Genomic DNA, 13,321 nt, shown 5'->3' with positions numbered 1-13,321 from the left:
GTTAAACCTCTTTTCCATGAGCTATTAGTTTAATAATAGCTGAAAAATCGCTATCACCACGTCCTTGATCGATAAATTGCTGATAAAGCGCGGTGGCTTTTTCAGCCAAGGGAGTGTTGGTATTGACTGCCTGAGCGCAGTCTTGACTTAGCAATAGATCTTTAAGCATCATGGCCGAGGCAAACCCTGGCTTATAGTCATTATTGGCGGGTACATTTTCCAGTACTCCTGCAACGGGAGCATATTTAGTCATTGCCCAACATTGGCCAGAAGCATTGTTTACTACTTCAAATAATTTTTGTGGCGATAGATTTAATTGTTCCGCGAGAACAAAGGCTTCAGAAACGGCAATCATGGAGATACCAAGAATCATGTTATTGCAGATTTTTGCAGCCTGTCCACTTCCTGCAGTACCCGTATGGATTATTTTTTGCCCCATGACTGCAAGGATGGGTTGAGCCATCTGAAATGCTTCATTTTCTCCGCCAACCATAAAGGTTAAGGTGCCTGCACTTGCTCCTGCAGTGCCCCCAGATACTGGCGCATCTACCACCTGGAGCTGGTGCGCTTTCCCGAGCTGGTGTATCTCTCGGGAGCAGTTGACATCAATCGTTGAGCAGTCAATAAATAAGGCTCCGTGAGCAATCGTACTGAACAAACCGTCAGTGCCATGACAAACCTGTAACACTTGCTGCCCTGTTTGCAACATGGTAATGACTACTTCTTGTCCACGAGCCACATCACCAAGCTCTTTTGCAATTAAGCCACCGTTTGTAGCAAAATTTTCTACGGCAGATTGTTGTAAATCAAATCCTGTAACCTGATGTCTTGCTTTAACGAGATTCATGGCCATAGGTAAACCCATATGGCCAAGTCCGACAAATCCAATTTTTGCCATCTAACTCTCCGTTCGAATAATCGACCTATGTTTTAATCATGGGTTGGCATAATAAACGCACTTCCTTTTAAGGCATGCGTAGGCCATTTACTGGTCACTGTTTTTAACTTGGTATAGAAATAAATGCTTTCATCGCCATGTAGGCTAATGTCACCAAAGAATGATTGTTTCCAGCCTCCAAAGGGATGGTTTGCTACAGGCACGGGAATGGGGATATTCACACCAACCATTCCAGCTTGCACTCGTTGGCAGTATTCGCGTGCACTGTATCCATCACGGGTGAAAATCGCTGTACCATTACCAAATTGATGTCTATTGACTAAGTCGAGTGCTTGTTCAAAGTCATTAACTCGCACGACAACGAGTACTGGTCCAAAGATTTCATTTTGGTAGACTGACATGTGCTCAGTGACTTTATCAAAAAGGCAGGGGCCAATGAAAAAGCCTTGGGGATGATTAGGTTGTTTATAGGCTCTACCGTCAATAATTAATTGTGCTCCTTCGTTAACACCTTGATCAATTGCGGCCATAACACGCTGGCGGTGCGCATTGCTCACTAAGGGGCCCATATCTGTATCGGCTACATCACCGGCATCGATTTTCATGGATTGGATCTGTGGTGTCATTTTGGCAATGAGGGTATCTGCTACCTGATCACCGACCGCTACGGCAACAGAAATTGCCATGCAACGTTCACCTGCAGAACCATAAGCAGCGCCTACAATTGCAGATGCAGCTTGCTCCATATCCGCATCAGGCATGACCACACAATGGTTTTTAGCACCGCCAAACGTATGAGCACGTTTGCCATGAGCCGTTGCTTTAGTATATATAGACTGAGCTACAGGGGTTGAGGCAACGGCGGTAACGGCAGCAACATCTGGATGAGTAATTAAATAATCCACCGTGTCTTTATTTCCCTGTAAACAGTTGGCAACACCGGCTGGTAAACCTGCTTCACTTAATAATTCTAATAAACGCACGGAAGCAGAAGGATCTTGTTCTGAGGGTTTTAATATAAAGGAGTTACCACAGGCTATTGCGGGGATCATCATCCATACAGGAACCATTACCGGGAAATTAAAAGGTGAAATTCCTACGCAAACCCCAAGAGGCTGTCTGAGTGTATGGCAATCAATACCACCTGCTACTTCTGTAGAATAATCCCCTTTAAGTTGATTAAGCAGTCCGCAATGTAATTCGACGACTTCAATGGCGCGAGCAACAGAACCTTTGGCATCATCAAGGGTTTTGCCGTGCTCTTGAGTTACTAAGCTGGCTAACTCCAGTTGATGCTTTTCCATGAGCTCTCTAAATTTAAACAGAATGCGTGCTCGTTTAATTGCGGGCGTTTGTGCCCAGACAATGCCGGCTTCTTTTGCCGTATTGATGGTTTTATCGCAAAGTGCTTTGGAGGCGAAGTGTAATTGTCCAATGATTTCGCCCAAGGCAGGATTATAAATTGGGTGACTTGTGGTGTTCGTTTCGTTTACAAATTGGCCACCTACATAATGTTGCACTATGTATCCCATTACCAAACTCCTTTTCATGTTTTTTGTAAATTTAAGTTGATCATTGTAATTGTTTCGTGGAAATATTTATACAATAATAGTGATGGCACAGGAGTACTTATTTAAAAAAATATTTAAAAATAAATTACTTCTGAGGGAATCCAGGGACTATAAGTAGTAAGGAAATTATCAATGACAAAAGGAATTTTGCGTTTACCAAAGGGTACGGTAACAGGGCTGGTATCTACTTTACAAGGTCATTTTCCTGGCTATGTCGTGGAAACCTATGATCCTTATAAACCTGATTATCGTTTAAGTTATCAAAAAAAGGTTGAGAGTTATTGCCAAGCTTTTGAATACCTTCTCAAGGCATACCCACGCTCAACGACGGGGCCTCGTTTTCCTGATGAGGTGATTAAAACCCACATTGAGCAGTGTCAGCAGGTCTATATTTTTAATGCGAATACAGCAATGCGCGTATCTGAGCTACAAAAAGAGTTAAAGACCCTCACCACCAGTCTTGTTGATACCATTCGTTTGTTCTGGAATAAGTCTGGAGAGGATGCTACCGAATTATTAAATGAAGCAGAACAATATGTTCTGATGTTACGAGGTCGTCCGGATTTAGTAACCTTAACGCCTATGGGCACGGTGCAAGTGGATAAGGCGTTGCTACCCTATGAACCAGCAACTTTAGAAGAATTTCGTCAAATAAAAACAGAAAACTGTCCTAAAACACCACATTGGTTTCAGGAGCTTTCCGAGCCTGCGTTTCATTTCAGACAAGTATATTTTTGCAATTTACCTTCAAATGTCACTGATTTGGTTGAGGATTTTGATAAGTTCCTGGAGGAATGGGAAAAAATTAAATCAAAAGCCCTTAATCTGACTAATGATTTAGAGCAAATTGCTGGATTGATGTTTCCTTTACCGAAGTGGTTTGAAGACTTACCTATACATCAGCAAAGAATGATTTTTTCCCTTGCTAAGGAGGAAAAATCAGTGATAGAAGAGCGATTGGTGTTGTTCGAGCAAATGCTCGCGGGTGAAGAATATAAGGATACTTTTTCGCAAATTAGGAAACTGCCTCAGTGGTATTGGGTTTTGCCTGAACATCAACAGTATCTTTTAGAGCATGCGCTTAAAAGTAATCAAGACTTGGATAAGGTATTTTCCTTTATCTGCAGTCGCCATCGTTCTTTACCTCTGTTGCCAAATTATGCAGTACATAGCTCACATATTATTGATAAGGATGGCAATTTACAGGATTTGTATACCGCAAAGTATCGAGCAAGTCATGTTGTTCCTCGAGATGGGGTGCAACATTGGCCGCAAGAGGTGATGCAGCTCTACACTGATAGAAATCTAACACGGGCAATGGCGCAAAGCACATCGAAGCAGATCCTTTTATTCCAAACCTTAATTAGCCCTCTTCATTTGCCATTGATTAATATTGAAAAATGGCTGCCTGATGGTGAGTTAAAACATATAGCAGATGCTCAAATAGCACAACATCCCTTTGCTACACAAATAAGAAAAACCAATCATCCATTTAATGCCGCAAAGATGATCCTATATACCGTTGCTACCGACCCTGATATCGAGTTGTTGGTGAGCGATATGGAGATGCGACAAAAAACTATTCCACAATTAAGACCACTTCTTCAGAGCTATAAAGCAGTTTTAAATTCGGGAGTTGGGACAACCAATTTTTGGGATTATAACGGACGAGAATTATTTTTAAGTTCTTTAGAACAAGTAATGTTTCTTGTCTCGAAAGATTATTCTTTTGGCTCATGTGTTAGTGGCAAGGATAGAAAGGCGATCGAATCAATTCATACTGACGCAATGTGCCGATACAAGTATGAGTATGGGGTGTGGCCTGAATATACGGATATAAGTCAAGATCGTATTAATTTTGTTAATATCTTTGTAGATATTTATCTTTCACGTCATCATCATGAACACGCAGGACATAATGCTCCTGGTTCAGAAGGCATTAAAACACCAGACAAGTATTTACCTGCTGATATCGCTGCGGAAATTATTAGACGTTTAAATCATGACAAGGCTTTAGTTTATGATGACCGCCTTGCTACTAATAATGAAATTAGAAAAGTTTCTACAGGGTCACCAATATTACCTAAAGAGCAGCTGAACTGTAATCTGATTGCTGCAGAGTTAGGGGAGGAAAAATGTACCGCGCTTTACGATACCTTATTTTTATTATTCAATGATATGACGTACTTTGTACCTCCTTCTGAAGAGAAGAAAAAGCCGTGGTATTTCTTTGCTGCGGAGCGCAGTGCTCCTGCGGGCATCATTGAAATTAAAAAATTAATGGATGATCCGCTAGCTGGTCCTAATAATATTGTGCGTATGGCAGGAATCATGAAGATTATCTTATCCCGCCCCGTACATGACTCCTCACGTACAGAGACAACAAAGTCGGTTTATGAGTTGCGACAATTGATCGATGCCCCGGCATTAAAGCAAGAGGAACTTGTTAATAAGCTAACCGATGATTGGACCAAGTTATTTGAGAAGAACAAACAGCCGAAAAAAGTGACCGAGTTATCACTATAAGGCGAAAGCAAATCCCGCAGTACTAGTAATAGCCTGGTTGGCTTGCAACCAGGTTTTCTTTAAATGGCAGCTAAGTCAAATAAGATTGGACTGATTCGCGTAATATTTCTCTATAACAGATGCTCTAAACCATAAACTAAACTATTTAAAGTCATAACTTTTTGACAAGCTAAGACAATACCAGGCATAAAACAATTGCGGCTGATGCTGTCATCCGTAATAGACAGTGTTTCCCCTGCATTACCAAAAATAACTTGTTGACGGGCTAAGACTCCAGGTAAACGCAGGGAATGAATATTAATGTCGCAATGCGTACCACCACGAGCCCCAGGAATTAATTCTTTTAAATTTAATTGGTTTTTGGGTGTTTTCCTTGCAGAGGCAATCATTTCTGCTGTTTTTAGAGCGGTACCTGATGGGGCATCCAATTTTTGTTGGTGATGGGTTTCGACAATTTCTACTTCCGAAAAGTATTCTGCCGCTTTTGCTGCAAACAGCATCATTAAAACAGCACTAATGGAAAAATTAGGCGCAATAACACCACCAAAACCTTGTTCTTCACATTTTATAGCAAGCTCGTTTATTTGCTCCGGAAGTAATCCTGAAGTGCCAATGACCGGACGAGCGCCATTATTAATAATGTTCAGACTATTTTGATATACCGTATCTGCTCGCGTTAAATCAACCACAATCTGAGCTTGGGTATCCTGAATTGCTTGCGTTAGATTATCTTGTCGACCAAGTTGAGCAACTAGGGTAAATTCAGGATGAGCGTTGAGCGTTTCACACGCCAATGCCCCCATTTTACCATTGGCTCCATTTACGATAACACGAGTTAACATGGTATTCCTTATTGTTCAATGCGAATTATTGATGAGGTCTGGGAGTTAAGGATTCTTTTTGGGCGTGTCTTTATCCTTTGGGGGATATTGGGTACGCCAAGCCCACACGGTTGCAAAGGGCCACCCTATCAGCGTTGCTTGCATTACCAGAGCAACGAAGGCACCCCCGGGGTTATCATTTATAAGAAACACGGTCCAGGGTAGAAAGGCACAAAAGAAAGCTATAAATAATCGTCTCATAGATATACATAGTAGTCTCAATTTAAATTAATTATAGGCTGAATATGGAATTTTTTTCTACCTAGAGTTTTGCAGTTTCTCTTGCAAACAGATGAACTTACTTAGAGTGCTTGCAAACAACCTTTAAACATTGTACATTGTGCGCTCATTCAGAAGGTGAATGAGCATATTATTTTCGGATAGGGCAACCAATTTCTAAAGGGTACACTGATGAGAAAACAGGAGCTGCACCCGCGCACAGCTGTTATTAATAAAACTCAAAAAAACCAGTCTAAAAAAGCACGCGCTGATGCGTTGTTATGGCTTGCGGCTAATTTCCCTGCTGCGTTTGATAATTCATTACGAATCCGCCCATTAAAAGGTGGGATTATGAATGATATTTTGCTGCATGCGGATAAGGCTGCTGAGGTTGGTATTTCTAAGAGTAAGCTCAGAGAGGCCGTAGTTTTATTTACGCGTCGCCTTGACTACTTGGCATGTTTAAAAGCACGTGAAATGCGCGTTGATTTGCAGGGTAATGAAGTAGCTGAGGTCAGCGCAGAAGAAGCCGAACATGCTGCAGCGAAGATTAAAAAACGAGTTGAAAAAAGCGTTCGTAATGCGCGCAAATTGATGGCAGAAAAAGGTTCGACTCCCTATGGGAGCCAGCAACCGTCAAGCTATCAGCCGAAAACATCTAGCCAACAATTTGCTTCAGATGATTATTTTCCTACGTATCCCGCTCGCTCGTATGCTGCCCAAGCTCCAGCTCAGCCTGCGCGCTCCGCTGTTGTTGTTAAACATAAAACAACACGCCAATATGATCCCGATGCCGTAGCACGTTTGAAAGAGAAGCTAGGCCTATCGCGAAGCCTGGAAGAAAAGAAAGAAGTAGTAGAATAATAGTCGATTTACCGCGGCTTGACCGCGGTATCTATAGCTCCAGGTTTGATCGCTCAGCTAATTTCTTAGTTAAATCCCCTAGCACCCGACTACCGGTGCAAAACATCGCAACTTTTAATTCATATTCAATGGTCTGCATTTGCAAAAGCACTTGTTCTGTAGAGACTAAGGCTGCTTCCAGCATGGGCTTTGCATAACCGACTGTAGAGGCCCCTAAGGCAAATAACTTCGCTGCATTTAAACCATTAGTGACCCCACCTGAGCCCCAAATTTCAAAAGTAGGTTTTAATGCGGCAGCCTGTTGCACCGCTGTTACTGTATCAATGCCCCAGTTTTTAAAGGTGATGGCCGCTTGATGACGTATAGGATCCTGTGTTGCTCGATGTCCCTCAATGCGTCCCCAGTGGGTGCCGCCTAAACCGCCTATGTCGAGTGCTGCTATTCCTATATCAGTTAAGCGTTGCATGGTTTTGGGTGAAAAACCACAGCCTGTTTCTTTGATAATAATAGGCAAAGGGAACTGTTTTACTAATTGTTCTAAGGCTTGCCAGCAGCCTTTATAATCCGTGGTGCCTTCGGGTTGCATGCATTCTTGTAAGGGGTTGCAATGAATGATTAACGCATTTGCTTGTAAGGCATCGGTTAATCGTTGAATATCGGTAAGTGGGGTATTAATTAATTGAGCAATCCCTAAATTGCTATATAACTGTACTTGAGGAAAACTCTGGCGTAAATGCGTCCATTCGAAAGCTGCTTTAGGGTCCATCAGCTCTCGCCGTTGAGAACCAACCCCCATAGCCCAACCGCTTTGCGCACAGGCTTCAACTAAATGGTGGTTGATATGTTCTGCCCGGCGATGGCCGGCCGTCATCGAGCTCACTAGAAATGGTTTGGCGACAACTTGGCCAAATCGGATGCCTGCTATATTTATTTCATTAAAATTAAGATCGGGCAGAGCATCATGCACTAAATGAATGCTATCAAATTTACTTAAGTCAGCAGTTTGGTTTTCATGCATTAGGGAAAGCTTAATGTGATCTTGCTTACGCTGCTCAAATTGTTCGTATTGATTGGCCATGAGTTACTACCTATAAGTTACTGCGGTAATTGATTTAAAAGCTGCTGCATGGATATTGTCGCATTGGCCAGTTCCAGACCTTTATGCCCGTGTTTTCCGCCTAATCTATCCCAAGCTTGCTCTTCATTTTCAGTGGTTAATAAACCAAAAATGACAGGGATATTATACTTTAATGAAACCTTCATACAGCCCTCACTTGCCATGTTACAGACCAGATCATAGTGGCTGGTATCACCGCGAATAACGGAGCCTAAAGTTATGATTGATTGTACTGAATTAGACATCGCTAATCTTTTAGCGATCAAAGGAATTTCAATAGCACCAGGAACTTCATAGACAGTAATGTGTTCTTTTTTAATGCCTCGCTTTTGTAGCTGAGCAATTACGCCATCTTGTAAGTTCTGAGTTATGTGTCGATTAAATACACCTACAATAATGGCAATTGGGAACGATTCCACAATTGATAGGTCTTCTGTCGCTTGTGCTGATTTTTGCATTATTCCTCTCTCCCTCAATGGGAATTTTTGTATTACTAGAGCTGCAATGTACCTTTTTACTTTTATCTTTTCCAGTTATTTGCAGCCGGGGCTTGTTGGTGGGTTATTTTAGAGCAATTGCCTTAGATATCCAAGGCAATTACCGAGGCAAATACGCCAAAGTCTATTTATTATAGCTATTTAATTCAACCCATTGAGCATAGGTATTCATAAAGTTTTGGATGAATTTTTTCGTATCTTCATTAGTGAGTTGCCCTTGCTCATTAAATAGGTTCCCTGCACCACCTATATAGGCTTCCGGTTGTTGTAATATAGGAATATCTAAGAAAACAAAGCATTGGCGTAAGTGATGATTGGCACCAAAACCACCAATTGCTCCAGGAGAAACACTCACGACTGCTCCTGGTTTTTTAGACCACACACTTTTACCGTAAGGACGTGAGCCTACATCAATGGCATTTTTAAGCACACCAGGGATGGAGCGATTATATTCAGGAGTAACAAAGAGCACTCCATCGGATATTTTTATTTGTTCGCGAAAATCTAACCAAGCTTGGGCAGGTTTGTTTTCATCATCAAGATCTTGGTTATACAAAGGTAAATTACCAATTTCCACAATGTGTAAGTTTAATGATGCAGGGGCTACGGCCATGAGTGCATGGGCCATTTTTCGGTTATAGGATTCTTGACGTAAACTTCCAACAACAACGGCAATTTTTTTGCTCATCATACGATTCCTTGTATTGGATTAATGGAGCGGAGTATTCAACCCGTTATTCTAGAGTATACTGATGGGGCTTGCAAAAATAGAGGTAAAAAAAACGCCCCGTTCACACTAAAATGCAATATTTTAAGTGTGAGCGGGGCGCTCGAAATAAGGTTTAAACTACTTCAACGTCTTCAGCTTGTGGTCCTTTTTGACCTTTGCTAGCTTTAAACATTACAGTTGCACCTTCAGCAAGAGTTTTGAACCCACTGCCTTGGATTGCACTGAAATGTACAAAATAATCTGTGCCGCCACTTTCTAAAAATCCGAAACCTTTGGACTCGTTAAACCATTTTACTGTACCGCGTATTTTTTCTGACATGATAATTTCCTAAATTGTTACCAGCCCATTGTAGCATTATTTTATTAATTGTGCTGTTTTTTTATTAAATATTTTTAAATTTTTTCAATTTAAAGTAAAAAAACACACCGGGCAGGTACATAATAGATGATTTTTGCGGAAATATCTAACCTATAATTTAGGTTTAAGTAGTTCTTCACCATCATTTTTTTTGAGTTTCAAGAATAGGGCACCCGATAAAAAGGTCAGAAATCCCAGCATTGCGAAGGTTTGATGGAGTGCTTTAATCGATAATTGCTGGTTAATTGTAAAAATACTAATAATAATAGCCGCCGCCGCAACCCCAAAACTTTGAGCTAATTGTTGGATGGTGCTCATGATACTCGTGGCCGCACTCATATTCTCTTCGCTAACTTCGGCATAAGCTAAAGAATTCATGCCGGTGTATTGCAGGGCAATTAAGAAACCATAAATAAAGGTAAGTAAGCTAATCTCATAGATTGATGATGAGGTATTAATGAGGCACAAAGACCATAAGGCAAGGCTAACCAGCGTAGTATTTAAGATGAGTAATTTCTTATAGCCAAAAAAACGCAGGATGTAGACCGACATCGGTTTTACCAAAAACACTCCTAAGGCAATTGGAGTCAGTAAAAATCCGGATAGTTGTGATGAATAGCCCAAACCAATTTGTAAGAGTAGGGGGAGTAAAAAGGGCGTGCCGCCAAAACTTAAGCGAGCAAACAAATTGCTGCTGACAGCAACAGCAAAGGTACGTAATTGCAGCAGTTCTACTTTAATAATAGGATGCTTTTTATGGCGAGAATGTTTGATGTAGGCCGCCAATAAGATGATGGCCAAAACAAGAACTGCCAGAGTATGGGAGCGCTCAATATCTGATTCGCTGAGCATGGATAAACCAAAGGTGAGTAAGGCAAGGCCGCTGCCAAACAGTACGAAACCTAATTTATCCAAGGGTGGAACTGGTCGACATGGCATAAAAGGGAGACGTTTATGGGAAAGATAAATGGCTAAAATACCTGCGGGAATGTTAACCCAAAAGATCCAGCGCCAAGAGAAATGATAGGAAATGATCCCACCTAATAAAGGACCCAACATCATTCCTAAGGCGGCGACCATCACGACTTGGCTCATTTTGGCAATGAGTTCATGGCGCTCAAAAGTACGTAAAATAATAAGCCGGCCCACGGGCATTGTTAAGGAGCCCCCCAGCCCTTGAATAATGCGCGCACAAATTAATTCGCCAAGGCTGTGGGTAAATCCACACCAGAGAGAACTTAAAGTAAATACACAAACCGCCGTGATGAATACTTTTTTAATACCATATTTATCGGCAATCCAGCCACTAATCGGGATGAAAATGGCCAGACTTAGCAGATAGCTAATCAGAGCTAATTTCAAATCAAGAGGATTTACATGGAGGCTATGCGCCATGACTGGAATCGCTGTGTTAAGAATGGTGGTATCCACAGCTTCCATAAACATGGCAAAAGAAACGATGAGTAAGATAATATTTTTATTCATACAACTCAGTATATCAGGGCATCTGAAATACGCCATCACCTACCATTACGCTACGGGAATTTGGCAACCACCGGATAGGTTGGGCCATGATCCAACACCGAGTTTTTATCGATATTACTTGGAGCGAAGGAGAGAAGTTAAGAACCATTCAACATATTTTTAATCCCATCTAAATGAGATTTAGCCAGATTTTTGGAGCGCTCTTCACAAGGAGCCACTTTTTTACCAAACCACTCAAGATATTCTGCGGGCAACTCCTCTAGAAATCGACTCGGTAGACAATCTTGCATTTCTCCAGCTTTACGTCGTTGATTTGCCAAGGTAAAGCATAAACCTTTTTGTGCGCGAGTGATCCCTACATAGGCCAAACGGCGTTCCTCCTCAATTTGATCATCATCAATACTGACGCGATGTGGGAGTAACTCTTCTTCCATACCTACCAGGTACACAAATGGAAATTCTAATCCTTTGGATGCATGCAGGGTCAATAGCTGTATCGAATCACTATCCTCTCCGTCGGACTGTTCCAAGATATCAATTAAGATTAATTTGTTGATGACATCGGTGAGGTTATGTTCTGGCTTTTTTGCTAATAAACGGCCAACCCATTCTAATAATTCCCAGACATTGTCCATACGTTTTTGTGCTTTAGCCGGGGTGTCGCATTGTTCATAGATATAGGCTTCATAGCCGCTGTCCTCAACCATTTGCCTCAAATGTTCTACAATCACATCCGATGAGGTAATACGTTTTTTAATTTCTTCCATCCAAGATTTAAATTGCACTAAAGCAGCGCGTGGTTTTTCGGCGATATGTTCACTCAGTGCCAAATGATCCATTACCTTATAAAGGCTAAGCCCACGGTTTTGGGCGTAGTTCCCCAGAACATCAAGACTTGCTTCTCCAATTCCGCGTTTAGGCGTATTAATAACTCTTAAGAAGGCTGCGTCATCCGCGTCATTACATAATAATTTTAAATAAGCGAAGATGTCTTTAATTTCTGCCTTAGCAAACCAGGACTGGCCCCCACTAATGCGGTAGGGAACACCATAGTGGCGCAGTACTTTTTCAAATATGCGGGATTGGTGATTACCGCGATACAAAATCGCATAGTCGCCATAATCCGTTCTGGCGCGCATCTTATGGCTAATTAAATCCGCGACTACTTGCTCGGCTTCATCATGTTCATCTTTGCAACGAACGACGCGTAATAACTCGCCCTGCCCCAGATCACTCCACAATCTTTTATCAAAAAGATGCGGATTATTGGCAATGAGCTGATTTGCTGCATTTAATATAATGTTGGTTGAGCGATAGTTTTGCTCTAATTTAATGATTCTTAATTGAGGATAATCTTCCTGCAATTGTTGTAAGTTTTCTGGTTTTGCTCCACGCCAAGCATAGATAGACTGATCGTCATCGCCTACAACCGTAAATTGGGAGCGTAATCCGGTAAGTAGTTTAACGAAAAGATATTGACTGGTATTCGAATCTTGATATTCATCAACTAATAAATGGCGAATTTTATTTTGCCAATATTCGCAAACCTCCGGCTGGTCTTTTAATAAAGTCACCGGAAGACGAATTAAATCATCAAAATCAACCGCATTATAAGATTTTAATGCTTGTTGATAGCGTGGATAGAGTACGGCTGCTTCGGCATACAACAGAGCATCAGAGGGATTGCGCAGAACTTCCTCGGGAGTAAGCAGGTCATTCTTCCAGCGTGAGATACGCTGTTGAACCTGCATGAGGAAATCACGCTCAGTGGCCTTATTGGCGGGCAAAAAGCTGCGCAATATTTGTAAGCAATCTTCACTATCAAAGATGGAAAAGCCTTTCTTTAGGTCACATAAAGCAAGGTTACGCTTTATCATGCTTAACCCTAAAGTATGGAAGGTGGCAATTTTTAATCCCCGCCGACTTGTGGCAGGAAGAACTGCGGCCACCCGAGCACGCATTTCACTAGCCGCTTTGTTGGTAAATGTTACAGCGCATACACTACTGGCCGCATACCCACAGTCATTAATTAAGTAGCCTATCTTTTGCGTGATGACTCGTGTTTTGCCGCTACCTGCTCCTGCAAGAACTAATAAAGGTCCGTCTATATAACGTACGGCTGCCATTTGTTGGCTATTTAGCATCTTTCTGGTTCTCGCTCAAAAAAGAGCGATT

General features: G+C 41.7%; 11 protein-coding genes. 2 read left to right on the top strand and 9 right to left on the bottom strand.

Annotated features, from left to right (window positions below):
* Window position 1: 1 nt before the first annotated feature.
* Both mmsB and ACD661_RS07965 read right to left on the bottom strand, forming a co-directional pair.
* Window positions 2-898 (bottom strand): 3-hydroxyisobutyrate dehydrogenase, encoded by an 897-nt coding sequence (gene mmsB / locus ACD661_RS07970; protein WP_400187333.1) that lies wholly within the window; start codon window positions 896-898, stop codon window positions 2-4.
* Window positions 899-930: 32 nt separating this feature from the next.
* Window positions 931-2,430 carry a CoA-acylating methylmalonate-semialdehyde dehydrogenase gene (locus tag ACD661_RS07965; RefSeq protein WP_400187332.1) on the bottom strand — a complete coding sequence of 500 codons (1,500 nt, stop codon included), beginning with the start codon at window positions 2,428-2,430 and terminating at the stop codon, window positions 931-933.
* Window positions 2,431-2,601: 171 nt separating this feature from the next.
* Here ACD661_RS07965 and ACD661_RS07960 point away from each other — a divergent pair, with 171 nt between their 5' ends.
* Window positions 2,602-4,995, top strand: a complete 2,394-nt coding sequence (locus ACD661_RS07960) for an oxidoreductase (RefSeq protein WP_400187331.1) — start codon at window positions 2,602-2,604, stop codon at window positions 4,993-4,995.
* A 110-nt stretch (window positions 4,996-5,105) separates the two neighbouring features.
* Here the strand turns inward: ACD661_RS07960 and dapB are convergent, their stop codons facing one another.
* A complete protein-coding gene (dapB, locus tag ACD661_RS07955) occupies window positions 5,106-5,837 on the bottom strand; it encodes a 4-hydroxy-tetrahydrodipicolinate reductase (protein ID WP_400187330.1) in 732 nt (243 codons plus the stop codon).
* Between the two features lie 450 nt (window positions 5,838-6,287).
* Between dapB and ACD661_RS07950 the strand changes: the two genes are divergently transcribed.
* Window positions 6,288-6,959, top strand: a complete 672-nt coding sequence (locus ACD661_RS07950; RefSeq protein ID WP_400187329.1) for a ProQ/FinO family protein — start codon at window positions 6,288-6,290, stop codon at window positions 6,957-6,959.
* Between the two features lie 31 nt (window positions 6,960-6,990).
* Here the strand turns inward: ACD661_RS07950 and fni are convergent, their stop codons facing one another.
* The 6 genes from fni to ACD661_RS07920 all read right to left on the bottom strand — a co-directional run bounded on the left by fni (window position 6,991) and on the right by ACD661_RS07920 (window position 13,290).
* Entirely contained in the window at window positions 6,991-8,037 is a 1,047-nt protein-coding gene (fni, locus tag ACD661_RS07945; RefSeq protein WP_400187328.1) for a type 2 isopentenyl-diphosphate Delta-isomerase, read from the bottom strand.
* Between the two features lie 17 nt (window positions 8,038-8,054).
* On the bottom strand, window positions 8,055-8,534 hold the full coding sequence (gene ribH / locus ACD661_RS07940; protein WP_400187327.1) for a 6,7-dimethyl-8-ribityllumazine synthase: 480 nt from the start codon (window positions 8,532-8,534) through the stop codon (window positions 8,055-8,057).
* Between the two features lie 163 nt (window positions 8,535-8,697).
* On the bottom strand, window positions 8,698-9,261 hold the full coding sequence (locus ACD661_RS07935) for an NADPH-dependent FMN reductase (protein ID WP_400187647.1): 564 nt from the start codon (window positions 9,259-9,261) through the stop codon (window positions 8,698-8,700).
* Window positions 9,262-9,415: 154 nt separating this feature from the next.
* Window positions 9,416-9,622 carry a cold-shock protein gene (locus ACD661_RS07930; RefSeq protein WP_058534402.1) on the bottom strand — a complete coding sequence of 69 codons (207 nt, stop codon included), beginning with the start codon at window positions 9,620-9,622 and terminating at the stop codon, window positions 9,416-9,418.
* 150 nt (window positions 9,623-9,772) lie between these two features.
* Window positions 9,773-11,146: an MFS transporter gene (locus ACD661_RS07925; protein ID WP_400187326.1), complete on the bottom strand. Its 1,374-nt coding sequence runs from the start codon at window positions 11,144-11,146 to the stop codon at window positions 9,773-9,775.
* Window positions 11,147-11,283: 137 nt separating this feature from the next.
* On the bottom strand, window positions 11,284-13,290 hold the full coding sequence (locus ACD661_RS07920; protein WP_400187325.1) for a UvrD-helicase domain-containing protein: 2,007 nt from the start codon (window positions 13,288-13,290) through the stop codon (window positions 11,284-11,286).
* Window positions 13,291-13,321 lie beyond the last annotated feature (31 nt).

The organism is Legionella lytica (genome assembly GCF_044626755.1).
In the GTDB taxonomy this organism is placed as follows: domain Bacteria; phylum Pseudomonadota; class Gammaproteobacteria; order Legionellales; family Legionellaceae; genus Legionella; species Legionella lytica_A.
The sequence above is the reverse complement of the archived record's forward strand: the minus strand, read 5'-3'. Positions and strand labels throughout refer to the sequence as shown.

Coding starts and splice junctions, on each gene's coding strand:
- mmsB (WP_400187333.1), bottom strand. CDS start 898: ATGGCAAAAATTGGATTTGTCGGACTTGGCCATATGGGTTTACCTATG.
- ACD661_RS07965 (WP_400187332.1), bottom strand. CDS start 2,430: ATGGGATACATAGTGCAACATTATGTAGGTGGCCAATTTGTAAACGAA.
- ACD661_RS07960 (WP_400187331.1), top strand. CDS start 2,602: ATGACAAAAGGAATTTTGCGTTTACCAAAGGGTACGGTAACAGGGCTG.
- dapB (WP_400187330.1), bottom strand. CDS start 5,837: ATGTTAACTCGTGTTATCGTAAATGGAGCCAATGGTAAAATGGGGGCA.
- ACD661_RS07950 (WP_400187329.1), top strand. CDS start 6,288: ATGAGAAAACAGGAGCTGCACCCGCGCACAGCTGTTATTAATAAAACT.
- fni (WP_400187328.1), bottom strand. CDS start 8,037: ATGGCCAATCAATACGAACAATTTGAGCAGCGTAAGCAAGATCACATT.
- ribH (WP_400187327.1), bottom strand. CDS start 8,534: ATGCAAAAATCAGCACAAGCGACAGAAGACCTATCAATTGTGGAATCG.
- ACD661_RS07935 (WP_400187647.1), bottom strand. CDS start 9,261: ATGAGCAAAAAAATTGCCGTTGTTGTTGGAAGTTTACGTCAAGAATCC.
- ACD661_RS07930 (WP_058534402.1), bottom strand. CDS start 9,622: ATGTCAGAAAAAATACGCGGTACAGTAAAATGGTTTAACGAGTCCAAA.
- ACD661_RS07925 (WP_400187326.1), bottom strand. CDS start 11,146: ATGAATAAAAATATTATCTTACTCATCGTTTCTTTTGCCATGTTTATG.
- ACD661_RS07920 (WP_400187325.1), bottom strand. CDS start 13,290: ATGCTAAATAGCCAACAAATGGCAGCCGTACGTTATATAGACGGACCT.